This window comes from Pseudomonas sp. EA_65y_Pfl1_P113, from assembly GCF_963970525.1.
Lineage (GTDB): Bacteria > Pseudomonadota > Gammaproteobacteria > Pseudomonadales > Pseudomonadaceae > Aquipseudomonas > Aquipseudomonas tritici.
Genome location: NZ_CAXAQM010000006.1, coordinates 114,132 through 137,814, shown reverse-complemented (window position 1 = coordinate 137,814; position 23,683 = coordinate 114,132). Strand labels below are relative to the sequence as shown.

Here is a 23,683-nt window from a genome sequence, read left to right as displayed (position 1 = left end):
CATCAGTAGTCATAATCAGTCGATTCCGCCCGTGAGGGTCGTCTGCTCAGCATAGTCGAGGTGTTTGACGAGCTGCTCACGCAGCCGGGCACTTACCTCGGCAAATTTAATCGGTGTGGCGTGATCACTCAGTTGCGTCATCGCCAACCCGGCATAGCCACATGGGTTGATCCGCCGGAACGGGGCCAGGTCCATGTCCACGTTCAAGGCCAAGCCATGGAAGGAACAGCCGTGGCGAATCCGCAGCCCCAGGGAGGCGATTTTCGCGCCGTCCACATAAACACCCGGCGCATCCGGCTTGGCCGCGGCGGTCACGCCGTAACTGGCCAACAGCTCGATCAGGCAAGCCTCCATGCGGCTGACGAGGTCGCGCACGCCGAACCCTAGCTTGCGCACATCCAGCAACAGATAAGCGACAAGCTGACCGGGCCCATGGTAAGTCACTTGGCCACCTCGGTCGACCTGCACCACCGGAATATCCCCCGGCAGAAGCAAGTGCTCGGCCTTGCCGGCCTGGCCCTGGGTAAATACCGGCGGATGTTCCACCAGCCAGATTTCATCGGGGGCCGACGTGCCGCGCTCGTTAGTGAACCGCTGCATGGCGTGCCAGACGGGCGCGTAGTCCATCCGGCCGAGCTCGCGAAAGCCCAGGACCTGTGACATCACAACACCATGTGCACGAAGCCAGTGGCCCGCAGTTCACTGTTGATGTCGTAGAGCTGGTCTTGCCCCGTCGCAACGATGTGCAACTGGATCGTGGTGTATTTGCCTGTGGAGCTGGATCGCTCGTCCACACGCTCATCATTGATCGTGGCGTGCTTGCGCACGATCTCAAGGATCAAGTCTTTGCGGCCTACGCCGGTGTCGCTGATGATCTTGATGGGATAGTCCACCACCGGGAATTCGATCTTTGGCGCCTTTACTTCGGTATCGGTCATGGCGTAACGGCCTCGTAAGCGTAAGCCTTGGCGACAACAAAGCCCCGCGTCGGATCAACGCGGGGCTTTGCAGATGCACACTATCAGTTGAACAAGCCGTAGAAGAATAGACGGATGCTATCCCACACGCGGCGGAAGATACCACCCTCGTCGACGGCATCCAGGGCGATCAGGTCGGCGCTGTGCACCACCTTGTCGTCCAGCTTCACTTCGACTTTACCGATCACATCGCCCTTGGCGATTGGCGCAACCAATTGCGGGTTCATGGTCATGCTGGCAGCGAGCTTTTTCAGCTGGCCTTTAGGCATGGTCAGGGTCAGGTCTTCAGCCAGGCCGGCCTTGACTTGGGAGGTAGCGCCCTTCCAAACCGGCGCGGTCGCCAGTTCAGCACCCTTCTGGTAGAAGGTCTGGGTTTCGAAGAAGCGGAAACCGTAGGTCAGCAGTTTTTGCGTTTCGGCCGCACGGGCCTGCTCGCTGTTGGTGCCGAAGACCACGGCGATCAGGCGTTGGCCGTCACGTACAGCGGACGACACCATGCAGTAGCCGGCTTCTTCGGTGTGGCCGGTTTTCAGACCATCAACGGTCTTGTCGCGCCACAGCAGCAGGTTGCGGTTAGGTTGCTTGATGTTGTTCCAGTAGAACTCTTTCTGGGAGTAGATCGCGTAGTGCACCGGGTCGATACGAATGATCGCGCGCGCCAGGATTGCCATGTCGTGAGCCGACGAGTAGTGCTCTGGGTTCGGCAGACCGGTCGGGTTCATGAAGTGGCTGTTGGTCATGCCCAGGTCAGTCGCCGTCTTGTTCATCATGTCGGCGAACGCGTCTTCGCTGCCGGCGATGTGCTCGGCCAGGGCGACGCTGGCGTCGTTACCGGACTGGATGATGATGCCGTGCAGCAGGTCGCTTACAGTCACCTGCGAACCGACCTTGATGAACATCCGCGAGCCGCCGGTACGCCAGGCGTTTTCGCTGACGGTCACCGGATCGTTCTCGCCGATCTGGCCGCGACGGATTTCCAGGGTCGCGATGTAGGCGGTCATCAGTTTGGTCAGGCTGGCCGGTGGCAGGCGCTGGTCACCGTTGCTCTCGACCAGCACGTTGCCACTGGCAGCATCCATGAGAACCCAGGACTTGGCGGCCAGTTGCGGGGAAGCCGGCACCATTTCAACGGCCCAGGCGGCCGGGGTGATGATCAGCGAAAGAAGCAGGCACGTGCGTTTGGCTAAGGTGGTGATGTTCATCCGTCTCTCGAAATTGCTTATGGAAACTTGCCCTCGCGGGCAAAACTCATTCAGGCAGCCCGTTGCCAGACTGTCGCGTATTCGGTTGCCCGCTCACCCCTTGCCCCTGGGTTTTTATTGTCAAACGAGCCAACAACCACAGCTCTGACCCGCGCACGAGCCAGAACCATCAATTCTCTGTTATTCGGCGGTAACCACGCTGGGTTGCCCCAGGTTGGCCATGCGCACGCTGTTCTGCACTTGCGCGACTTCGCTCGGCGAGCCTATCGGCCCCATCCGCACGCGATGCAGGGTCTGCTGGTTACGCACGATGGAGCTGATAAAAACCGGCGCGTTGACCATCCCGCTCAGCTTGGACCTTAACAGTTCTGCCGCATCCGGGTTGGCGAAAGCGCCGACCTGCAGGTATTGCCCGCCCGCGACGGCAGCGCCTGGTGCTGCCCTGGGTACGACGACGGTGTCCGGAGCATGCTGCTGCGGCGGAGGCGTCCACTGCTCGACCTTGCCCGTTGAGGCGGTCACTTGCGGCTGCTGGGTTTGCGGCTCATTGAGCATCAGCGGCGCTGGCTTGCCGCGCTGGGCCCAATATTGCGCCGGGTCGATACCTTCAACCTTCACGCGCGCAGTACCGGTTTCGGCATAACCGAGTTTCTTCGCGGCAGCGTACGACAAGTCGATGATGCGGTCCGAATAGAACGGCCCGCGGTCGTTGACTCGCAGGATCACCGTGCGGTTGTTGTCCAGGTTGGTCACGCGTACGTAGCTGGGCAGCGGCAGGGTCTTGTGGGCCGCGCTCATGCCGTACAGGTCATACACTTCGCCGTTGGCGGTGTTCTGGCCATGGAATTTGGTGCCATACCAGGACGCTGTACCCGATTGGACGTACGTCTTGGATTCCTGCAGGGGGAAGTAGCTTTTGCCCAGCACGGTATAAGGGTTCGCCTTATACGGGCCGGTGTGCAGGGTCGGCGTGGCGTCCGGGATCTTCGACACGTCGACGTCCCACCACGGCGCGCCATCTTTGTGCGCGCGGTTGATGTCCAGGCCCGGCTGGGCACGGACAACCGTGCCCCCGGCCTTCTGCGCCGGACCACGACTGGTGGAACAACTGACGACCAGCAGGGACAACGCGGCGAACGCCACCAGCTTGAGCGGTTTATTGAACGGCGATGCCCGCATTACTTGTTGCCCCGTGCTTGGACCAGCATGTCTGACAGCTGATGCACGGCCATGGCGTACATCACACTGCGGTTATAACGCGTGATTGCGTAGAAATTCTTCAGGCCCATCCAGTATTCAGGGCCATTTTCGCCTTCAAGACGGAACGCCGTCACCGGCAGATCATCAGGCAGCGCATTCTGACTCGACCAGCCCAGCGCCCGCAACTCCCCGACCGTCTTGGCCGGCTCTATGCCTTGGGTCAGGCCTTCGTCGGCGCGATCCCCCGTGACATCGGCGCGGATCACCACCGGTTCGCCGCCGACCCAGCCATGACGCTTGAAGTAGCTGGCCACACTGCCGATGGCATCGTCCGGATTGCTCCAGATATTGATATGCCCATCACCGTCAAAGTCAACGGCATAGGCGCGGAAGCTGCTCGGCATGAACTGCGGCAAGCCCATCGCACCCGCGTAGGAACCCTTGAGGCTCAGCGGGTCGGCCTGCTCTTCGCGAGCCAGCAGCAGGAATTCGCGCAGCTCCTTGCGGAAGAAGTCGGCGCGCGGCGGGTAATCGAAGCCCAGGGTCGACAAGGCGTCGATCACCCGGTAACTGCCGGTATTGCGCCCGTAAAAGGTTTCGATGCCAATGATCGCGACAATGACCTGAGCTGGCACACCGTATTCCTGCTCGGCGCGGGCCAGTACTGCCTCATGCTGACGCCAGAAGTCCACACCCCGCGCCACGCGGGCGTCGGTGAGGAACATCGGGCGATACTCCTTCCACTGCTTCACGCGTTCGGCAGGGCGAGAAATGGCGTCGAGGATCGACTGTTTTTTCTGGGCTTCGCGGAACACGCCCATCAGTTGCTCACCGGCGAAACCATAGTCGCGGGTCATTTCACCGACAAACTCGGCGACCTGGGGTGAACCATCGTAGTCACCGGCCCGCGCCTCTTGCGTTGCGCCCAGCAGCCCAATCAGACCCATCCAGGACGCATGCCGAGTCGCCCAGCCGCGCATTACTTGCATTGACATCTTCACCTTATTCAAACCTGTGCGATCCATTTGCGATGCGTATGAATCGACATCAAAACCCCAAACGCTGACATCAATGTCACCAGCGAAGTTCCGCCGTAGCTAATGAACGGCAACGGCACCCCAACAACCGGCAACAGGCCACTGACCATACCGATGTTGACGAAAACGTAAACAAAAAAAGTCATGGTCAGTGCGCCGGCCAGCAATTTTCCGAACAACGTCTGCGCCTGCGCGGTGATCACCAGGCCGCGACCAATCAACAGCAAATAGATCAGGAGCAACGCGCAAATGCCCACCAGGCCAAACTCTTCGCCCAGTACCGCAATAATGAAGTCGGTGTGGCTCTCGGGCAAAAAGTCCAAGTGCGATTGGGTGCCCAGCAACCACCCCTTACCAAATACGCCGCCGGAACCGATGGCGGCCTTCGACTGGATGATGTTCCAGCCGGTGCCGAGCGGGTCGCTTTCAGGGTCGAGGAAGGTCAGGATTCGCTGCTTCTGGTAGTCATGCATAAAGAAGAACCACATGGCCACGGCCACGGGCACGGCGGCAGCCAGCACGCTGAGGATCCAGCGCCAGCGCAAACCGCCCATGAACAGCACAAAGGCACCGCCCGCCAGGATCAGCAGCGAGGTGCCGAGGTCGGGCTGGCGCACGATTAGCACAAACGGCACGCCAATCAGGATCAGGCTGATCCCCACATGTTTGAGCTGCGGCGGCAAGGTGCGCTTGGACAAGTACCAGGCGATGGTTGCCGGCATCAGAATCTTCATGAATTCCGACGGCTGGAAGCGAATCACCCCCGGAATGTTGATCCAGCGCGTCGCGCCCATGGCGTTGTGGCCCATCACGTCCACGACCACCAGCAGCAACACCCCGACGACGTAGCCCAGCGGCACCCAACGCGCCATGAACCGTGGCTCAAGCTGGGCGATCACGACCATCGACAACAGGCCCAGGCCGAACGACGACGCTTGCTTGATCAGCAGGTCCCAGTTCTTGCCGCTGGCCGAGTACAGGACGAACAGGCTGCCCGCTGCCAATGTCAGCAACAGGATCAGCAACGGGCCATCAATGTGAATGCGTTGCAGAAACGTCGCACGACGACGCATCACGTCCTCGCTGGAGAGGATGCGGTCAAATTTACTCTTCATGGGCCGTAACCTCGGTGCTTGACGGGGGGCCGCCATATTCGGGCTTGAGCCTGCCGTCGTCGGCCAACAGCCAGGCGTCCATGATCTGGCGCACCACCGGGGCCGCGACGCCGGAGCCGGATTCGCCGTTTTCGACCATCACCGCCACCACAATTTTCGGATCGTCGGCCGGCGCGAAGCCGACAAACAAGGCGTGGTCACGGTGGCGCTCCTGAACCTTGGAGCGGTCATATTTCTCGCCTTGCTTGATCGCCACTACTTGCGCGGTTCCGCTCTTGCCGGCAATACGGTATTGCGCGCCAATCGCCGCTTTGCGCGCTGTACCGCGGGCACCGTGCATCACTTGCTGCATGCCATGGTTGACCTTGGTCCAGTCCGACGGGTCACGCAGCACAATGTCGGGGATCGGGTTGTCATCCACCGGTTTTTCGCCTTCGATGGTCCGGGCCAGGTGCGGACGGTTCCAGATGCCTTTGTTGGCCACCAGCGCCGTGGCCTGGGCCAACTGCAGCGGTGTGGCCTGCATGTAGCCCTGGCCGATGCCGAGGATCAGCGTCTCGCCCGGGAACCACGCCTGGCGGCGGGTCGCGCGCTTCCATTCGCGCGACGGCATCAAGCCTGGGGACTCTTCGAACATATCCAGGGAGACTTTTTGACCGAGGCCGAACTTGCGCATATAGGTGGATAGGCGATCAATCCCCAGCTTGTGGGCCAGGTCGTAAAAATAGGTGTCGTTGGAGCGCATGATCGCGGTGTCCAAGTCGACATAGCCGTCACCGGTGCGGTTCCAGTTACGGTATTTGTGATCGTAGTTGGGCAGCATGTAGTAGCCAGGGTCATAGACTCGGCTGGAGGCCGTGATCACGCCCGCGTCCAGACCCGCAATCGCCACCGCCGGCTTGATCGTCGAACCCGGCGGGTACAGGCCGCGCAATACGCGGTTGAACAGCGGCCGGTCAATGGAATCGCGCAACTCGGCGTAAGCCTTGAAGCTGATGCCGGTCACAAACAGGTTGGGGTCGAAGCTTGGTTGGCTGACCATCGCCAGCACTTCACCGGTCTTCGGGTCCAGCGCGACCACCGCGCCACGCCGACCGCCCAGGGCCATCTCGGCGGCTTCCTGCAACTTGATATCCAGGCTCAGGACGATGTCCTTGCCCGGCACCGGATCGGTGCGTTTGAGTACCCGAAGCACACGGCCGCGAGCGTTGGTCTCGACTTCTTCGTAACCCACCTGGCCGTGCAGTTCTGGCTCGTAGAAACGCTCGATGCCAGTCTTGCCGATATGGTGGGTGCCGCTGTAATTGACCGGGTCGAGGCTTTTCAGCTCTTTCTCGTTGATTCGCCCCATGTAGCCGACAGAGTGCGCAAAGTGCGGCCCATGCGGGTAGTGCCGCACCAACTGCGCCACCACTTCCACACCCGGCAGACGGAACTGGTTCACCGCGATCCGGGCGATCTGCTCTTCGGTCAGCTCAAACAGGATCGGCACCGGCTCGAATGGCCTGCGCCCCTGCTTCATGCGCTTTTCGAAGATCACGCGGTCTTCTGGGGTCAACTGCAGCACCTCGACGATCACATCAAGGATCTGCTGCCAATCACCGGAACGTTCGCGGGTCATGCTCAGGCTGAAGCTGGGCCGGTTATCCGCGACCACCACGCCATTGCGGTCGAAAATCAGCCCACGGGTCGGCGGAATCGGCTGCACATGCACCCGGTTGTTTTCCGACAGTGTGGAGTGATAGTCGTACTGGATCACCTGCAGGAAATACAGGCGCGCAATCAGCACCCCGATTAGCCCAACCACCATAAAAGCGCCGAACACGACCCGAGCGCGTACGAGACGTGCGTCTTTCTCGTGGTCCTTGATGCGGATCGGCTGGGTCATCGAAAGAGGCGCAGATTATTTGTGATAAGGGTGCCCGGACAGAACTGTCCAGGCGCGATACAGCTGCTCACCGATCAGAATCCGTACCAACGGGTGCGGCAGCGTCAACGCTGACAACGACCAACGCTGGTCCGCCCGCGCACAGACTTCCGGCGCCAGCCCTTCGGGGCCGCCCACCATGAAGTTGACCGTACGCGAATCCAGGCGCCAGCGGTCCAGTTCCACCGCCAATTGCTCGGTGCTCCAGGGTTTGCCGTGCACTTCGAGAGTGACGATGCGCTCGTTGGGGCCGACCTTGGCCAACATGGCTTCGCCTTCCTGACGGATAAAGCGCGCCACATCGGCATTCTTGCCCCGGGTATTCAGCGGTATTTCCACCAGTTCAAGCGACAGCTCAACGGGCAGACGCTTGGCATACTCGTGCCAGCCTTCTTCCACCCACTTGGGCATGCGTGAACCGACAGCGATCAGACGCAGGCGCACAGCCGTTCCTTATTCCTGGTCTTTGTTCAGCTTGTCGAAGTGCGCGTGGCCCACTTCCGGGCTGTGGTGCTTGCCATCGGCGGCACGGCTCTGCTCGGCGCCTTTCCACAGACGCTCCAGGTCGTAGAACTGGCGAGCGTTGGAGGTCATCATGTGCACGATCACGTCGTCCATGTCCAACAGCACCCAGTCGCTGTCGCCCTTGCCTTCTTCACCCAGCGGCTTGACGCCTTGGGCTTTGACGGCTTCGCGAACCTTGTCCAGCATCGCGCCGATCTGGCGGTTGGAGGTACCGGTGGCGATGATCATGTAGTCGGTGATGCTCTGCTTGTCGCGCACGTCCAGCACTTGGATGTCCTGGGCCTTAACGTCTTCCAGGGCCGCTACGGCGACTTTTACCAGCTCTTCGCCAGCCAGCTCAGGGCCAACGTGGGCTTCTACCGGCAGCGGGGCGCTTTTGAAGGTGCCTTTGCGCTTAACTTTGCTTACGTCTTTGTTCGTCATATAAAACTCGTTTTGCTCGTATGTACGGGCGCTCGCTGTACGACTGTGCGTACGCTCAAGCGCGCCTTTTCAGTTCGACGCACGGTAAAGCCCGTGCGCATCGATGTAGGCCAGGACCGCGTCAGGCACCAGGAAACGTACCGACTTCCCGCTGGCCAGCAGTTGACGGATCTGGGTGGCGGACACCGCAAGCGGGGTCTGCCAGACGAATGCAATATTCCCGTTCGGCCCGGTCAGGGCCAAGGGGTCACTTACCGACCGCGCGGCCAGCAGGTTGCGCAAGGCATCCGGCGGTTCGCTGTCGGCATCCGGGCGTTGCAAAACCAGGATGTGGCAATGCTGAAGGAGTTCCTCCCAGCGATGCCAAGAGGGCAGGCCGCAAAATGCGTCCCAGCCCAAAAGCAGAAACAACTGGTCATCTGCGGCCAGTTCAGCGCGCATCAGCTCCAGGGTGTCAACAGTGTAGGACGGTTTATCGCGCTTGAGCTCATGGTCGTCCACCACCAGCGGCGAGATACCTTCCACGGCCAGGCGCACCATTTCAAGGCGCTGCTGCGGCGACACCTGCGGCGTATCGCGATGCGGAGGCCGGGCGTTGGGCATCACCCGCAGCTCGTCCAGCGCAAGGGCATCCGCGACTTCCAGGGCACTGCGCAAGTGGCCGATGTGCACGGGGTCGAAGGTACCGCCGAGCAGCCCGATGCGTTTAGCCATCAAGTGCGCACATGACCGTCGCCGAACACCACGTACTTCTCGCTGGTCAGGCCTTCCAAGCCAACCGGGCCGCGTGCGTGGAGCTTGTCGGTGGAAATGCCGATCTCCGCCCCCAGGCCATACTCGAAACCATCGGCAAAACGCGTCGAGGCGTTGACGATCACCGAAGCGGAATCCACTTCGTTGAGGAAACGCCGGGCATCGCTGAAATGCTCGGAAACAATGGCGTCGGTGTGCTTGGAGCCATAGGTGTTGATGTGCTCGATGGCCTCATCCAGGTCGTCGACGATGCGGATCGACAGGATCGGCGCCGTGTACTCGGTGTACCAGTCTTGCTCGGTCGCTTCGATCACGTCCGCGCCGAGCAGCGCGCGGGTGCGCACACAACCACGCAGCTCCACGCCCTTGTCGCGGTAGATGGCAGCCAGCGGCGGCAGCACGCGATCGGCAATGCCGACGTGCACCAGCAGGGTTTCCATGGTGTTGCACGGGGCGTAGCGGTGAGTCTTGGCGTTGTCGGCGATGCGGATCGCCTTGTCGATGTCGGCAGCGATGTCGATGTATACGTGACACACGCCGTCCAAGTGCTTGATGACTGGCACCTTGGCATCGCGGCTGACGCGCTCGATCAGGCTCTTGCCGCCACGTGGCACGATCACGTCGACAAATTCCGGCATGGTGATCAGCGCACCTACGGCGGCGCGGTCGGTGGTTTCCACCACCTGCACCACTTCGGCGGGCAATTCGGCCACGGCCAGGCCCTGCTGAATACACGCTGCAATGGCGCGGTTCGAATTGATCGCCTCGGAACCGCCACGCAGGATGGTGGCGTTGCCGGACTTGAGGCACAGGCTCGCCGCGTCAATGGTAACGTTCGGACGCGACTCATAAATGATGCCGATCACGCCTAGCGGCACGCGCATCTTGCCGACCTGGATGCCGGACGGCAGGTAACGCATGTCGCGGATTTCGCCGATGGGGTCAGGCAGCTTGGCCACCTGACGCAAACCTTCGATCATGTCGTCGATACGTGCCGGGGTCAGCGCCAGGCGGTCCAGCAGGGCCGGCTCCAGGCCATTGGCGCGGCCGTTGGCCAGGTCCAGTTCGTTGGCAGTGGCGAGCTCGGAGCGCGAAGCATCCAGAGCGTCAGCGGCAGCCAACAGGGCACGGTTCTTCTGCGCAGTGCTCGCACGGGCGATCAACCGCGAGGCCTGACGGGCAGCGCGACCCAGGCGGGTCATGTAGTCAAGAACGGACTCAGTCATGGTCAGGGAGTCTTGGCATGGAGGAAAGCGGCAGATTATAGCTGTGACGCCGCCCGACTGACAGCGGTGAGGGGCGGATGGTCGAAATGAACTGTAAAAATCTGGGGTTCAGCGGTAATTAAGGTGGGAGTTGTTATGATTCCGTCACATTTAGCCGTATTCACCCTGACTGCCATGCCCAGCTCATCGCCCCTGCTCCCCGCCAGCGCCCTGCCCGACAGCTTCTTCGACCGCGATGCGCAAACGCTTGCGCAAGCATTACTCGGAAAAGTCATCCGCCATCGCGTCGGCGAAACCTGGCTTTCTGCACGAATTATTGAAACCGAAGCCTATTACGTGGCCGAAAAAGGCAGTCACGCTTCATTGGGCTACACAGAAAAGCGTAAGGCTTTGTTTCTGGATGGCGGTCATATCTACATGTACTACGCACGTGGTGGCGATTCCCTGAACTTCAGCGCTCATGGGCCGGGTAATGCCGTGTTGATCAAATCGGCGTATCCGTGGGTCGACGCGTTGTCCGGCCCCGAAAGCCTGGCGCAGATGCTGTTGAACAATCCAAATGCCGATGGCAGCCCGCGTGCCGCTCAAAAGCTGTGCGCAGGCCAGACGTTGCTGTGCAAAGCCTTGAGGTTGAAGGTGCCGATGTGGGATGCCAAGCGCTTCGATCAGCAATTGCTCTACGTTGAGGATGTGGGCCAGGCGCCGAGTCAGATCATCCAAACCACCCGCCTGGGCATTCCCAGCGGCCGGGATGAACACTTGATGTACCGCTTTGTCGATGCTGGCTATGCGCCTTATTGCACACGGAACCCGCTGCGCCGTGGCCAGGTCGAAGGGCGCGATTATTTTTTGATTTGATTAGTAGAGGCCGCTGTTGCTGCTGAAAATTGATATCTGCAGCGCGGCAGATTCCATGTGGGAGCGGGCTTGCTCGCTCCCACAGTTGATGTGCGGCGAGTCCGGATATGAATTTGCAAGGCAGTGGCCGAATAAATGGAGTGGATTGTATGGGCCAATGGCTCGATAGCATTACCGGCTGGTTGACCCTCAACCCCGAATGGCTGGCGGTGGTGGTGTTTATCGTCGCCTGCGTGGAGTGCTTGGCCATCGCCGGGTTGATCGTGCCTGGCACGGTATTGTTGTTTGCTATTGCCGCACTCGCCGGCAGCGGCGCACTGTCCCTGAGTGAAACCTTGCTGCTGGGCTTTCTGGGCGGTCTGCTCGGTGACGGGGCTTCCTACTTTGTGGGTCGACATTTCCACCAGAACATCAGGCGTTTGCCCGGCTTGCGTCACCATCCTGAATGGATGAACGGCGCTGAGACCTACTTCCACAAGTACGGCATTGCCAGCCTCCTGGTCGGACGCTTCATCGGCCCGCTGCGCCCTATGCTGCCGATGGTGGCGGGCATGTGCGACATGCCATTTCCGCGCTTTGCGGTGGTGAGCGTCGTGGCGGCAGCGGGCTGGTCGGTGGCCTATCTGCTGCCGGGCTGGGCGACCGGCGCCGCCTTCCGCTTGCCTCTGCCCGAGGGGTTCTGGCCCGAGGCCGCAGTGGTCGCAGGATGCCTGGCCGTCCTGATCGGGCTGAGCGTGAACAGCAGCTTGCGCGGCCATCGTCGCGCTACCTTGTGGATGGGTTGCGCGAGCCTGGTGCTGTTGATCGCGCTGTTTATCGGCTACCACGCTCTGGACAACTTCGACCATGGCCTGACCGCCCTGGTGCAGGAACATCGCAGCACTTGGTTGGATGAAGTGATGGTGCGCATCACCCAACTGGGTGAATTCAAGAAGATGTTTTTCGCCAGCGCCGTGTTCACCGGCCTGCTGCTATTGGCACGCCAATGGCGCCATGCGGTGTTTGTCGGCGTAACGCTGGCGGGAGCTGCGGTGATCAACACCGGGACCAAGCTGTTTTTCGCTCGCGGACGGCCGGAAATCCTTACAGACCCTTTGACCAGCTTCAGCATGCCCAGCGGCCACGCGTCCGGCGCTTTCGCGTTTTTCCTGGCCCTGGCGATCCTGGCCGGTCGCGGGCAACCCACACGGCTGCGCCTGACGTGGATGCTGCTGGGCTGCATTCCGGCTGCATTTATCGCGCTGTCGCGGGTCTACCTCGGCGCCCATTGGCCCACGGACATCCTGGCCGGCACACTGCTGGCGATGACGGTGTGTGCGTTCAGCCTGGGCATCAGCCAGTACCGAAGCCCGCTGCCCGCCATGTCACAAAAAACCTGGTGGCTGTTGTTGCCGGCGCTGATTGCGGTGCTGAGCTTCATCGCACTCACCGGCACGCCGCATGCTCTGCTGCGCTACGCCTATTAAGTGAACAGCTCCCCCTGCAATTCATCGAGCAGCATCTGGATCGCATCCAGGCGCTGCTGCGGGTCGTCGAGTTGCAGCAGGTCGACCTTGTCGGCTTCGGTGAAGGGCAGCAGGTACGCCAACTGATTGCCCAAGGCTTGCTGTCCGTCGGCGTGCGCATCCATGTCCAGCGAAGCAACCATGGGGTGCTCGGCCAACGCCTGCAGCAGCGCCAGCAGGTCGGCGTCCTCTTCTTCCAGCGGTTGGTCAGGCAGTTCTTCGAGCCATTGCACGTCGGCCACCAGCAATTGGTCCCTCTGCACGCCCGCATCCCGCACGCGGAACCTGCGACCGCCTTCGACCCGAATCCCCAGCAGGCCGTTGTCCTGTTGTTTGAAGTCGCGAATCAGCGCTTCACAGCCGATCAGCGCGTAGCCGTCCGGGGCCATGCCCACTTCCCTGCCGTCGAGGATGCACACCACGCCGAAGCTTTCGCCCTTTTTCATGCAGCGGCTGATCATGTCCAGGTAGCGCGCCTCGAACAGTTGCAGGTCGAGGGTGCAGCCAGGGAACAGCACGGTATTTAGCGGGAACAGCGCCAGACTCATAAAAGGTTTCCTTAACCCCGATTTAAACGATCACCGACACAGCCAGCGGCAGCAGCACCGCCGTAGCTACGCCCATCAGACTCATGGCCAGCGCCGCAAAGGCGCCGCACTCTTCGCTTTCCTGCAGGGCCACCGAGGTGCCGACAGCGTGGGCGGTCATGCCCAGGGCCATGCCTCGCGCTTCGGGGCTGTACACGCCCAAGCGTGAAAGCAGTGACGGGCCGACCATCGCCCCCACCACCCCGGTGATCAGCACAAACACCGCCGCCAACGCTGCCACGCCGCCGATCTGCTCGGCCACCAGCATGGCAATCGGCGAGGTCACCGACTTGGGCGCCATGGTCATCAACATCATGTGCTCGGCGCCAAACCACCAGCCCAGTAGCACACACAGGCCGGTGGCCAACACCCCGCCTACCACCAGCGTAGTAAAAATCGGCCAGAACAATTGGCGAATCCGTCGCAGGTTCAAATACAGCGGCACGGCCAGCGCCACCGTCGCCGGGCCGAGCAGGATGCCCATGATCTCGGTGCTCTTGCGGTATTCGGCGTAGCTCAGGCCACAGGAGAGCAACACGCCGATCACCAACAGCATGGAGACCAGCACCGGTTGCAGGAACACCCAACGGGTCTTCTCGAACCCTGCCAACACCAGTTGATAGGCACCGAGGGTGATACCAATGCCGAACAAAGGGTGATGAATCACCGCCGTCCACGCGCCCTGCCAGTCGAAGGTCATTGATCCTTCTCCTTGCGCTTGACCATGTGTTGCATCAGCACACCGACAAACGCCATGGCGATCACCAGCGACAGCACCAGCGCGCCGACAATCGCCCAGAAATCAGCGGCAATGTCCTTGGCGTACACCATTACCCCCACCGCCGGCGGCACCAACAGTAACGGCAGGTAACGCAACAGGCTGCTGGCCGCCAGGCTCAGGGGCTCGCCGACTTCGCCGCGCCACACCAGGTAACCCAGCATCAGCAACAGGCCGATGATCGGCCCCGGCAGCACCGGCAGCAGCAAATGATTGAGTGCCGTGCCGATCAATTGAAACAGCACCAGCCATGTCAGACCGCGTAACAGCATCCGTTTTCTCCCCCTCAAAACGTGTCGGCATTATAAGCATGCCCGCCGTATGCTCAGGCATTCGCCAAAAGCATGGTGGGTTGACCCGACCTGTTGCCCATGATGATCTACATTGAAGTTCGCCCACTGATAAAAACCGATGAACCAAGGAGAGACGCAATGCCTTATATACCCGTAGCGCAGCTCAACGATTATGTCGGCAAGGAACTGGGACGTTCCGAATGGCTCACCATCGACCAGGCGCGCATCAACCTGTTCGCAGAGGCCACAGGCGATCATCAGTTCATCCACGTCGACCCGGTCAAGGCCGCGCAAACACCGTTCGGCAGCACCATCGCCCACGGCTTCCTGTCGTTGTCGCTGATGCCCAAGCTGATGGAAGACATCCTGATCATGCCTGAAGGCCTGAAGATGGCCGTCAACTATGGCCTGGACAGCGTGCGCTTTATCCAGCCGGTAAAGGTTGATTCCAAGGTGCGGCTGAACGTGACCCTGACCGACGTCACCGAGAAAAAGCCTGGTCAATGGCTGTTCAAGGCCACCGCCACCCTGGAAATCGAAGGCCAGGAAAAACCCGCCTACATTGCCGAGTCGCTGTCACTCTGCTTCGTGTAAGCCTTGCCTGTGGTGAGGGGTAAAACCTCACCACTGTGTATGTAAATTTATGTATGAAACTCGCGGCTGCGGCATACTCGGCGCTCAATTACCCGGATCCCGCTATGCGCCCACTCGCTCCCCTTGCCCTTGCCCTGTTGCTCACCGCTTGCGGAGACGGCGAATCGCTGTTGCCGCCCGATGCGCGCCTGCCCGACGGCGGCCGTTACCGGGGCGATGTGGTCAATGGCTTGCTGCAAGGCCAGGGCCGTGTGGACTACCCCAATGGCAGCTGGTACGCCGGCCAGTTCGACAAAGGTCAATGGCACGGCCAGGGCGAATGGCATGGCAGCAATGGCGAAGTCTATAAAGGTCAGTTCAAACAGGGCCTGTTCGACGGCCAGGGCAGCCTGACCACGGCGGGCAGTCACTATGTGGGCGGTTTCAAGAACGGGCGACGCAACGGCGAAGGCACCCTCAAAGAGGGGCAGATGACCTATCGCGGTGAATTCAAGAACGACCAGTATTCCGGCCTCGGCCGCCTGGAACTGGCCGACGGCAGCCAGTACCAGGGCCAGTTCGCCCACGGCAAGCCGAATGGCGAAGGCCAGCGCAACGATGACAGTGGCAACCAGTTCAGCGGCCATTTCGTCGATGGCCAACTGGAAGACAACGGCACGTTCAACAGCGCCGACGGCGACATCTATGTCGGCCAGTTCAAACAGAACCAGCTCAACGGCAAAGGCCGCTATGAGAACGCCGACGGCGACGTGTGGATCGGCCAGTTCAAGGAAGGCGCGCTCAGCGGCAAAGGCGAGTTGATTGGCGTCGATGGTAGCCACTACGTGGGTCAGTTCAGCGATTGGCGCTTTACCGGTGAAGGCCGCCTGAACCTCACCGACGGCAGCTTCTATATCGGCGGCTTCGACAGCGACAGCTACCAAGGCAAAGGCACCCTCGTCCTCACCGATGGCACCGTACAGGCCGGCACGTGGGTCAATGGCCTGCGTGTGCGTGATGCCGACGGCAAATTATTGCCCGACCCACTGGAAATCGGCGTGCTGGCCCAGGGCCGCCTGCTGGATACCGCCCTCGCCGAAGTGCCCGCCTCCACCCCCGCCGTGGAGCTGTACACCCTCGCCGTGGCCGGTGACGGCAAACAGAGCGTGTTCCTGCGCGAGGCCGATTACGTCAGCAACCTGCTCGCAACGCGTTTCGGCGCGCGCGGGCAGATTCGCCTGGTCAATCACCGCGACCACATCGCCGACCGCCCCCTGGCCACCCGCGAAAGCCTGCGTCGCGCCGTGCAAACCCTGGCCGAACGCACCGGCCCGGAAGACTTGGTGTTTATTTACATGACCAGCCACGGCACCCACGAACACGAACTGGTGCTGGACCAACCGCGCATGGAACTGGCGGACCTGCCTGCCGATGAGCTGGCCGCCGTGATGGCGCCGTTGAAGAACCGCGACAAGATCGTGGTGATTTCCGCCTGCTATTCCGGCGGCTTCATCCCGGCACTGAAAGATGAGCGCACGCTGATCATGACCGCCTCGCGGGCCGACCGTGTGTCCTTCGGTTGTTCCGAGGAAGCCGACTTCACCTACTTCGGCGACGCCCTCTTCGCCCAAGCCTTCAACCAGACCGACGACCTGCAGCAAGCCTTCAAGCTGGCGCAACTGCATGTGGCCGAGCGCGAGCAGGCGGACAGCTTCGAAGCCTCCGAACCGCAGATATGGGCCCCCAAGGGCGTCATCGCCCATTGGCACTTATTACGCAAACAGCAGGCACGAAAGGCGCTCGAAAGCGTCTCAATGAATAGCAAGGAAGCCAAAGGCAACTAAGCTGTAACGTGTAACGAGGGGGAAACACCATGTACCTGACTCCGCAGCATATCTTGCTCGCTGGCGCCTCCGGCCTCGCCGGCGAACACCTGCTCGACCGCCTGCTCAACGAACCCACCGTGACCCGCGTGCTGGCGCCCAGCCGCAAGCCACTGGCCGAACACCCGCACCTGGAAAACCCGGTGGGCGACCCGGCGGTGCTCCTGCCGAAACTGAGCGGCCAGGTGGATATCGCCTTTTGCTGCCTGGGCACGACCATCAAACAGGCGGGCTCCGAAGACGCCTTCCGCGCGGTCGACCTGGACATGGTGGTGGCTTTCGCCAAACGTGCGCGGGAACTGGGCGCGCGACACCTGATCGTGGTCAGCGCGATTGGCGCCGACCCGAAGTCCTCGATCTTCTACAACCGCGTCAAAGGCGAAATGGAGGAAGCGTTGAAGGCTCAGGATTGGCCACAACTGACCATCGTGCGACCGTCGCTGTTACTCGGGGAAAGGCTGGAGCCGCGCTTGGCCGAACAGTTGGCAGGGCCGTTGTCGCGATTGATTCCTGGGAAATACCGCGGCATTGAAGTGTGCGAACTGGCCCGCGCCATGTGGCGCCTGGCCCTGGAAGAGCAGGATGGGGTGCGGGTGGTGGAGTCGGATGAGTTGCGCAAGCTGGGCAAGTAAACCGATTTAATTATCTGGCAGAGATTCAAATGTGGGAGCGGCGGTTCGACGCTCCCACGTTGGTTTTGTGCTGCCTTCCAGATAGGGTTAGAGGCCACCGGTAGCGTTGAAGCCAACCCCAAGTACCGTCAACACCGACAGCGGCAACAACAGCGTATCGAGCAACGCACTCGCCGGAAGATCCACACCGGGATAGCTCGGCGCCTCGGCACCAAACCTATCCTTGGCGCAACACCCCCCATTCATCGCATACAGATCCAGGCGCGTACCGGCATACACCACCGGCGCGCCTGGCTTTGCCGCATCCAGCGTGCGCGCAGTGGCGCAGCCCGTCAGATGCAACGCCAGTACGATCAGCAGCGCCTTATTCATCACTGCTCAAATGATGCTCGCCCCAACGCGGCAGCATGTCCTGAGGGATATTCAGCAGGTTGAGAATCCGCGCCACCACAAAATCCACCAAGTCATCGATGGTCTGCGGCTGGTGATAAAAACCGGGCGAGGCCGGCAAAATCGTCACGCCCATGTTCGACAACTTGAGCATGTGCTCCAGGTGAATGCTCGAATACGGCGCTTCACGGGGCACCAGGATCAACTGCCGGCGCTCCTTCAACGTCACGTCTGCTGCGCGTTCGATCAAGTTGTTGCAGGCACCCGTGGCGATTGCCGACAGGGTGCCCGTGGAACACGGCACCACCACCATGGCCGCCGGCGCGCCGGAGCCGGAGGCCACGGGCGACATCCAGTCCTCTTTACCGTAAACCTTGATCTGCCCCGCCGCCGCACCGGTGTACTCAGTGAGGAAGGCCTGCATCATCTGCACCTTGGGCGGCAGCGCCACATCGGTCTCGGTGGCCAGCACCAACTGCGCGGCCTTGGAGATCAGGAAGTGCACCTCACGGTCTTCGCGCACCAGGCAGTCCAGCAGGCGCAAACCATAGGGCGCGCCGGACGCACCGGTCATCGCCAGGGTGACGCGCTCTGGGCCGCTCATTTCAGCGCCTCGGCCAGCTTGCCGTGCAGGCCACCGAAGCCGCCGTTGCTCATGACCACCACATGCGTGCCCGGTTTGGCCTGTTGCTTGACGTGCTCAATGATGCCTTCGATGGAGTCACACACGGTTGAGGGCACCGTGCACAGCGCGGCAATCGCCGGCAGGTCCCAGCCAAGGTTGGCCGGCGCGTACCAGACGGCCTCGTCGGCGTCGTTGACGCTTTCCGGCAGGCCATCGCGGTGTGCGCCAAGCTTCATGGAGTTGGAACGCGGCTCGATAATCGCAATGATCGGCGCATCACCGACACGCTTGCGCAGGCCGTCCAAGGTAGTAGCAATGGCCGTTGGGTGGTGGGCAAAGTCGTCGTAGATGGTAATCCCATTCACGTCGGCGACTTTTTCCATACGGCGCTTCACGCTTTTGAAAGCACTCAACGCGGCAATGCCCATGGAAGGCACCACGCCCACATGCCGCGCGGCAGCGAGGGTAACCAAGGCGTTGGCGACGTTGTGCTGGCCGGTCATGTCCCAATCGACAATGCCCTGGGGTTTGCCTTCGAACAGCACTTCAAATCGGGAACCGTCTTCGCTGAGCAGCTTGACCTGCCACTGCCCGCCCGCGCCGGTGGTTTGCACCGGGGTCCAGCAGCCCATCTCGATCACACGCTGCAGCGCCGGCTCGGTGGTTGGGTGGATCACTAGGCCTTCGCTCGCAATGGTGCGCACCAAATGGTGGAACTGACGCTCGATGGCCGGCAGATCAGGAAAGATGTCAGCGTGATCGAACTCCAGGTTATTCAGGATCGCCGTGCGCGGGCGGTAGTGAACGAACTTGGAGCGTTTGTCGAAGAACGCACTGTCGTATTCATCGGCCTCGATCACGAAGAACGGCGTATCGCCCAGGCGCGCCGACACCGAGAAGTTCTGCGGCACGCCGCCGATCAGGAACCCCGGGCTCATGCCCGCATGCTCCAGCACCCAGGCCAGCATGCTGCTGGTGGTGGTTTTGCCGTGGGTGCCGGCAACCGCGAGCACCCAACGGCCTTGCAGCACATGGTCCGCCAGCCATTGCGGACCAGACACATAGGGCAAACCTTTATTGAGTACGTATTCGACCGCCGGGTTGCCACGGGACATCGCGTTGCCGATCACCACCAGGTCCGGGACCGTGTCGAATTGCGACGGGTCGTAGCCTTGAGTCAGCTCGATGCCCTGGGCCTCGAGTTGCGTGCTCATGGGTGGGTAAACGTTGGCATCGGAGCCTGTCACGTGATGGCCCAGCTCTTTGGCCAGTACTGCCATCGAGCCCATGAACGTGCCGCAAATACCGAGAATATGAATGTGCATAGTCGACCTCGTAAAACATCGAGGCAGGTTAGCGCAGAGGGGCGAAAATCGCACCTTTTAGCTGAGGGTGTGACGCGCGATGCCGTGCCGGCGCAGCTTTCTATACAGCGTGTTGCGGCTCACGCCCAACTGCTCTGCCGTGTGCGTCATGTGCCAGCGCTGTTGCTGCAACGCCGTGAGCAGTGCGAGGCGTTCGGCGTCTTCCAGTGGCGATTCCACAAGCTTGGCCTGCGCGGCTGCCACGGGACGGGCCTGGCGAATCTGCGCGGGCAAATCGTCAAGGCCAACACGCCCCTCGTCGCACAACGCCACCAGCGTGCGCAATACCGTGCGCAGTTGGCGCACGTTTCCCGGCCAGGCGAAAGCCAACAGCGCCCCACGCGCCGCCGGGTCGAGCGATACGGCCTCACCGTTGGCTTCCTGTGCCAGCAGAAATTCGAGCAACTGGGATTTGTCACTGCGCTCGCGCAAAGGCGGCAACCCAACTTCCAGGCCATTGAGCCGGTAGTACAAGTCCTCGCGAAAACTGCCTTCCTGCACACGTTCCAGAAGATTGCGGTGGGTTGCGCTGATAATTCTGACGTTCACCGCCTGGGGCTCACCGCCGAGCGGCACCACCAGCCGATCCTCCAGCACCCTTAATAGACGGGTTTGCAGCGCCAGAGGCATATCGCCGATTTCATCCAGGAACAACGTGCCGCCGTCGGCTTGCTGCAGCTTGCCTTGCATGCCCTCTTTGCGCGCGCCGGTAAAGCTGCCGCCGCGATAGCCGAACAGCTCGCTTTCAATCAGGCTCTCCGGAATCGCCGCGCAGTTGAGCGCAACAAACGCCTTGTCGGCACGCTGGCTGGCCAGGTGCACAGCCTTGGCGAAGGCCTCTTTGCCGGAGCCGGTTTCGCCATTGATCAGTAACGGCACATCGCGCTCGAACACACGCAGCGCCTTGCTGAAACCCAGTTGCAGCGCCGGGTCGCCCAGGCAGATACCGGGCAGGTGCGGCCGCGCCACCACACCAGGTTTGGCAACGGGCGCCGGCGCGCTGCGCGTCTGGCCACGCAACGCCGCGAACAAATGCCGACCATCACGGGTACGCAACGGCCAACTGGCGGTGGCATTCGCGCTGGCGCGACCGAGCAACTGATCCAGGGAGCACTCGAAAAACGCCTCCACCGGCTGCCCAAGCAAATGGCCACGCAGTTGCCCCAACAGGTTCAGTGCACTCTGGTTGACCGCACAAATCCGCCCCTCGCCATCGAACGCCAGCAGGCCTTCGCTGAACAACCCTACCGACTCCGCCTGCAAGTGGAAGCGCAGCAGCCAGTGGTGTTCAAAGTGACGCAGGAAGTAGCAACTCTCGATCATCTTCGCCGACAGGTTCACCAGTGCCATGGTGTGGAACTGGCTCTGGCGCGACACTGCTTCCCGCGCCGACGACACATCCAGCACGGCCAGCAGGTCGCCGTGGGGGTCGAACACCGGGCTCGCCGAACAGGTCAGGCCCGTGTGACGGCCACGAAAATGCTCATCGCGATGAATGGTCAGGGACTGGCGCTCAACCAGGCAGGTGCCGATGCCGTTGGTGCCTTCGCAGGCTTCGCTCCAATCAGCGCCCAGCCAGAGCCCGGCGCGCTCGAAGATCTTGCGCTCGGACGGCGCAGTGACGCAGTTGAGGATCACCCCGCGCGCGTCAGTCAATAACACCGCATGCCCGGCACCGGAGAGTTGCTGATGCAGGCTGTTCATCTCGCTGCCGGCGATGTGCAGCACCTGCTGCAGGCGCTCGCGGCTTTCCAGCAAGCGACCATGTTCAAGCACAGTGGGTGCAATGGTTTGCGCAGGGTCAAGGTGGTAGTCCTCCAGGCAACGCAGCCAGGAGCGAGCGATGGAAGGATCGCTGGACGGGTCGCGGCCATGCGCCACGGTCAGAACCTGTTGGGCATGGCGACTGAATTGATCGTTTTGCATTTCTTATTATTCTCCCTGCGTGAGAACGCCCAGCATCCCCCAGCCATCCAGGCATTGCAATCCCGGGTCGACCCACCGGTCACAGGCTGTACCGCTTGTGGCACAAACTGTCACATGACCTGTATCAGCCCTGCCACAGCAACGCCTTGCAATAATGCACAACCCCTTGATTTACCTGGCGTACAAAGCGGTGGCCCAACCTTTGCTCTACGCTTTATTACGCGCTTGCTGCGCTGCACTCCGAATAAACATAAAAGCCAGGAGATACCCACCATGCGTTATGCACACCCCGGTACTGAAGGCGCCGTCGTTTCATTCAAGGCCAAGTACGGCAACTACATCGGTGGCGAATTTGTTGCGCCGGTCGACGGCAACTATTTCACCAACATCTCGCCGGTCAACGGCAAGCCTATCGCCGAATTCCCCCGCTCCACTGCCAAAGACATCGATAAAGCACTGGACGCCGCCCACGCTGCCGCCGACGCCTGGGGCAAGACCTCGGCCCAAGACCGCTCGCTGGTCCTGCTGAAAATCGCCGACCGCATCGAACAGAACCTCGAACTGCTGGCCATCACCGAAACCTGGGACAACGGCAAGGCCGTGCGTGAAACCCTGAACGCCGACATCCCGCTGGCCGCCGACCACTTCCGTTACTTCGCCGGCTGCATCCGCGCCCAGGAAGGCTCCAGCGCCGAGATCAACGAACACACGGCGTCCTACCACTTCCATGAGCCGCTGGGCGTGGTCGGCCAGATCATCCCGTGGAACTTCCCGCTGCTGATGGCCGCGTGGAAACTCGCCCCGGCCCTGGCCGCCGGCAACTGCGTGGTGCTCAAGCCTGCCGAGCAAACCCCGCTGGGCATCAGCGTGCTGATGGAATTGATCGGCGACCTGCTGCCACCGGGCGTGCTGAACGTGGTGCACGGTTTCGGTAAAGAAGCCGGTGAAGCCCTGGCCACCAGCAAACGCATTGCCAAGATTGCCTTCACTGGCTCTACGCCTGTGGGCTCCCACATCATGAAATGCGCTGCGGAGAACATCATTCCGTCGACTGTTGAGCTGGGCGGCAAGTCGCCGAACATCTTCTTTGCCGACATCATGAAAGCCGAGCCTTCCTTTATTGAAAAGGCCGCTGAAGGCCTGGTGCTGGCGTTCTTCAACCAGGGCGAAGTGTGCACCTGCCCATCCCGCGCGCTGGTGGAAGAGTCGATCTACGACGACTTCATGAAAGTGGTCATGAAGAAAGTCGAGCAGATCAAACGCGGCGACCCGCTCGACACTGACACCATGGTCGGCGCCCAGGCGTCCGAGCAGCAGTTCGACAAGATCCTGTCCTACCTGGAAATCGCCAAGGGCGAAGGCGCGCAACTGCTGACGGGCGGCAAAGTCGAGAAGCTCGAAGGTGATATGGCTGGCGGTTATTACATCCAGCCGACCCTGCTCAAGGGCACCAACGAAATGCGTGTGTTCCAGGAAGAAATCTTCGGGCCGGTGGTGAGCATCACCACCTTCAAGGACGAAGCCGAAGCCCTGGCGATTGCCAACGACACCGAGTTCGGCCTGGGTGCCGGCGTGTGGACCCGCGACATCAACCGCGCCTACCGCATGGGCCGCGCGATCAAGGCGGGCCGCGTGTGGACCAACTGCTACCACCTGTACCCGGCGCATGCGGCGTTCGGCGGTTACAAGAAGTCCGGCGTGGGGCGTGAGACGCACAAGATGATGTTGGATCATTATCAGCAGACTAAAAACCTGCTGGTGAGTTACGACATTAATCCACTTGGCTTCTTCTAACTTAGCCTTCTAGCAGGCGACCCGCTCTCAACTTGAAATGCGATCAAGTGTGGGAGCTGGCTTGCCAGCGCCCACACTTGAACTTCGCAA

Annotated in this window: 24 protein-coding genes; 6 read left to right on the top strand and 18 right to left on the bottom strand. The window is 61.3% G+C overall.

Features of this window, described 5'->3' with window-relative positions; genetic code table 11:
- Nucleotides 1–15 precede the first annotated feature (15 nt).
- The 11 genes from lipB to AACY52_RS08295 form a co-directional block, all read right to left on the bottom strand.
- Nucleotides 16–663, bottom strand: coding sequence for a lipoyl(octanoyl) transferase LipB (gene lipB, locus AACY52_RS08345; protein ID WP_339416919.1), 648 nt, complete (start codon nt 661–663; stop codon nt 16–18).
- Nucleotides 663–938: a DUF493 domain-containing protein gene (locus AACY52_RS08340; RefSeq protein ID WP_065891172.1), complete on the bottom strand. Its 276-nt coding sequence runs from the start codon at nt 936–938 to the stop codon at nt 663–665. The genes lipB and AACY52_RS08340 overlap by 1 nt, the downstream gene beginning before the upstream one ends.
- A gap of 83 nt (nt 939–1,021) precedes the next feature.
- Nucleotides 1,022–2,179, bottom strand: a complete 1,158-nt coding sequence (locus AACY52_RS08335) for a D-alanyl-D-alanine carboxypeptidase family protein (RefSeq protein ID WP_339416921.1) — start codon at nt 2,177–2,179, stop codon at nt 1,022–1,024.
- A gap of 180 nt (nt 2,180–2,359) precedes the next feature.
- Nucleotides 2,360–3,358 (bottom strand): septal ring lytic transglycosylase RlpA family protein, encoded by a 999-nt coding sequence (locus AACY52_RS08330; RefSeq protein WP_339416923.1) that lies wholly within the window; start codon nt 3,356–3,358, stop codon nt 2,360–2,362.
- Nucleotides 3,358–4,368: a lytic murein transglycosylase B gene (gene mltB / locus AACY52_RS08325; RefSeq protein ID WP_339416925.1), complete on the bottom strand. Its 1,011-nt coding sequence runs from the start codon at nt 4,366–4,368 to the stop codon at nt 3,358–3,360. Before mltB ends, AACY52_RS08330 begins: the two co-directional genes overlap by 1 nt.
- A 17-nt stretch (nt 4,369–4,385) precedes the next feature.
- The gene (gene rodA / locus AACY52_RS08320) at nt 4,386–5,489 is read right to left on the bottom strand and encodes a rod shape-determining protein RodA (RefSeq protein ID WP_339417049.1); all 1,104 of its coding nucleotides are present in this window, start codon (nt 5,487–5,489) and stop codon (nt 4,386–4,388) included.
- 31 nt (nt 5,490–5,520) lie between these two features.
- Nucleotides 5,521–7,419, bottom strand: a complete 1,899-nt coding sequence (mrdA, locus tag AACY52_RS08315; RefSeq protein WP_339416926.1) for a penicillin-binding protein 2 — start codon at nt 7,417–7,419, stop codon at nt 5,521–5,523.
- Between the two features lie 15 nt (nt 7,420–7,434).
- Nucleotides 7,435–7,902 (bottom strand): 23S rRNA (pseudouridine(1915)-N(3))-methyltransferase RlmH, encoded by a 468-nt coding sequence (gene rlmH / locus AACY52_RS08310; protein ID WP_339560408.1) that lies wholly within the window; start codon nt 7,900–7,902, stop codon nt 7,435–7,437.
- 9 nt (nt 7,903–7,911) lie between these two features.
- A complete protein-coding gene (gene rsfS / locus AACY52_RS08305) occupies nt 7,912–8,406 on the bottom strand; it encodes a ribosome silencing factor (protein WP_003237041.1) in 495 nt (164 codons plus the stop codon).
- A gap of 69 nt (nt 8,407–8,475) precedes the next feature.
- Nucleotides 8,476–9,120, bottom strand: coding sequence for a nicotinate-nucleotide adenylyltransferase (nadD, locus tag AACY52_RS08300; protein ID WP_049711370.1), 645 nt, complete (start codon nt 9,118–9,120; stop codon nt 8,476–8,478).
- On the bottom strand, nt 9,120–10,385 hold the full coding sequence (locus tag AACY52_RS08295) for a glutamate-5-semialdehyde dehydrogenase (protein ID WP_339416927.1): 1,266 nt from the start codon (nt 10,383–10,385) through the stop codon (nt 9,120–9,122). Before AACY52_RS08295 ends, nadD begins: the two co-directional genes overlap by 1 nt.
- Before the next feature lie 174 nt (nt 10,386–10,559).
- On the opposite strand from AACY52_RS08295, the gene AACY52_RS08290 reads away from it, so the two are divergent.
- Both AACY52_RS08290 and AACY52_RS08285 read left to right on the top strand, forming a co-directional pair.
- On the top strand, nt 10,560–11,243 hold the full coding sequence (locus AACY52_RS08290; protein WP_339417051.1) for a DNA-3-methyladenine glycosylase: 684 nt from the start codon (nt 10,560–10,562) through the stop codon (nt 11,241–11,243).
- Nucleotides 11,244–11,392: 149 nt separating this feature from the next.
- The gene (locus AACY52_RS08285; RefSeq protein ID WP_339560407.1) at nt 11,393–12,709 is read left to right on the top strand and encodes a bifunctional DedA family/phosphatase PAP2 family protein; all 1,317 of its coding nucleotides are present in this window, start codon (nt 11,393–11,395) and stop codon (nt 12,707–12,709) included.
- Here the strand turns inward: AACY52_RS08285 and AACY52_RS08280 are convergent.
- Genes AACY52_RS08280 through AACY52_RS08270 form a run of 3 tightly spaced genes read right to left on the bottom strand, consistent with a single transcriptional unit; the run spans nt 12,706 to nt 14,385 of the window.
- Complete coding sequence (locus AACY52_RS08280; protein WP_339416929.1) at nt 12,706–13,296, bottom strand: LON peptidase substrate-binding domain-containing protein; 591 nt, start codon at nt 13,294–13,296, stop codon at nt 12,706–12,708. The genes AACY52_RS08285 and AACY52_RS08280 overlap by 4 nt on opposite strands.
- Before the next feature lie 22 nt (nt 13,297–13,318).
- The gene (locus tag AACY52_RS08275) at nt 13,319–14,035 is read right to left on the bottom strand and encodes an LrgB family protein (RefSeq protein ID WP_339416930.1); all 717 of its coding nucleotides are present in this window, start codon (nt 14,033–14,035) and stop codon (nt 13,319–13,321) included.
- The gene (locus AACY52_RS08270; protein WP_049711365.1) at nt 14,032–14,385 is read right to left on the bottom strand and encodes a CidA/LrgA family protein; all 354 of its coding nucleotides are present in this window, start codon (nt 14,383–14,385) and stop codon (nt 14,032–14,034) included. The genes AACY52_RS08275 and AACY52_RS08270 overlap by 4 nt, the downstream gene beginning before the upstream one ends.
- A gap of 159 nt (nt 14,386–14,544) precedes the next feature.
- Between AACY52_RS08270 and AACY52_RS08265 the strand changes: the two genes are divergently transcribed.
- From AACY52_RS08265 to AACY52_RS08255, 3 genes are all read left to right on the top strand, one after another.
- The gene (locus tag AACY52_RS08265) at nt 14,545–15,000 is read left to right on the top strand and encodes a MaoC family dehydratase (protein WP_339416931.1); all 456 of its coding nucleotides are present in this window, start codon (nt 14,545–14,547) and stop codon (nt 14,998–15,000) included.
- 104 nt (nt 15,001–15,104) lie between these two features.
- Nucleotides 15,105–16,823 carry a C13 family peptidase gene (locus AACY52_RS08260; protein ID WP_339416933.1) on the top strand — a complete coding sequence of 573 codons (1,719 nt, stop codon included), beginning with the start codon at nt 15,105–15,107 and terminating at the stop codon, nt 16,821–16,823.
- A 29-nt stretch (nt 16,824–16,852) separates the two neighbouring features.
- Entirely contained in the window at nt 16,853–17,494 is a 642-nt protein-coding gene (locus AACY52_RS08255) for an oxidoreductase (protein WP_339436978.1), read from the top strand.
- Nucleotides 17,495–17,581: 87 nt separating this feature from the next.
- On the opposite strand, the gene AACY52_RS08250 is transcribed toward AACY52_RS08255, so the two are convergent.
- The 4 genes from AACY52_RS08250 to AACY52_RS08235 are packed head-to-tail and all read right to left on the bottom strand — an operon-like array spanning nt 17,582 to nt 21,799.
- Complete coding sequence (locus AACY52_RS08250) at nt 17,582–17,866, bottom strand: YceK/YidQ family lipoprotein (protein WP_065873690.1); 285 nt, start codon at nt 17,864–17,866, stop codon at nt 17,582–17,584.
- Nucleotides 17,859–18,488 (bottom strand): flavin prenyltransferase UbiX, encoded by a 630-nt coding sequence (gene ubiX / locus AACY52_RS08245; RefSeq protein ID WP_003219402.1) that lies wholly within the window; start codon nt 18,486–18,488, stop codon nt 17,859–17,861. The genes AACY52_RS08250 and ubiX overlap by 8 nt, the downstream gene beginning before the upstream one ends.
- Nucleotides 18,485–19,834 (bottom strand): UDP-N-acetylmuramate:L-alanyl-gamma-D-glutamyl-meso-diaminopimelate ligase, encoded by a 1,350-nt coding sequence (mpl, locus tag AACY52_RS08240; RefSeq protein WP_339416937.1) that lies wholly within the window; start codon nt 19,832–19,834, stop codon nt 18,485–18,487. Before mpl ends, ubiX begins: the two co-directional genes overlap by 4 nt.
- A gap of 57 nt (nt 19,835–19,891) precedes the next feature.
- Nucleotides 19,892–21,799 (bottom strand): sigma-54-dependent Fis family transcriptional regulator, encoded by a 1,908-nt coding sequence (locus AACY52_RS08235; RefSeq protein ID WP_339438523.1) that lies wholly within the window; start codon nt 21,797–21,799, stop codon nt 19,892–19,894.
- A gap of 273 nt (nt 21,800–22,072) precedes the next feature.
- Here AACY52_RS08235 and AACY52_RS08230 point away from each other — a divergent pair, with 273 nt between their 5' ends.
- Nucleotides 22,073–23,593 (top strand): aldehyde dehydrogenase family protein, encoded by a 1,521-nt coding sequence (locus AACY52_RS08230; protein ID WP_339416939.1) that lies wholly within the window; start codon nt 22,073–22,075, stop codon nt 23,591–23,593.
- Nucleotides 23,594–23,683: the final 90 nt, after the last annotated feature.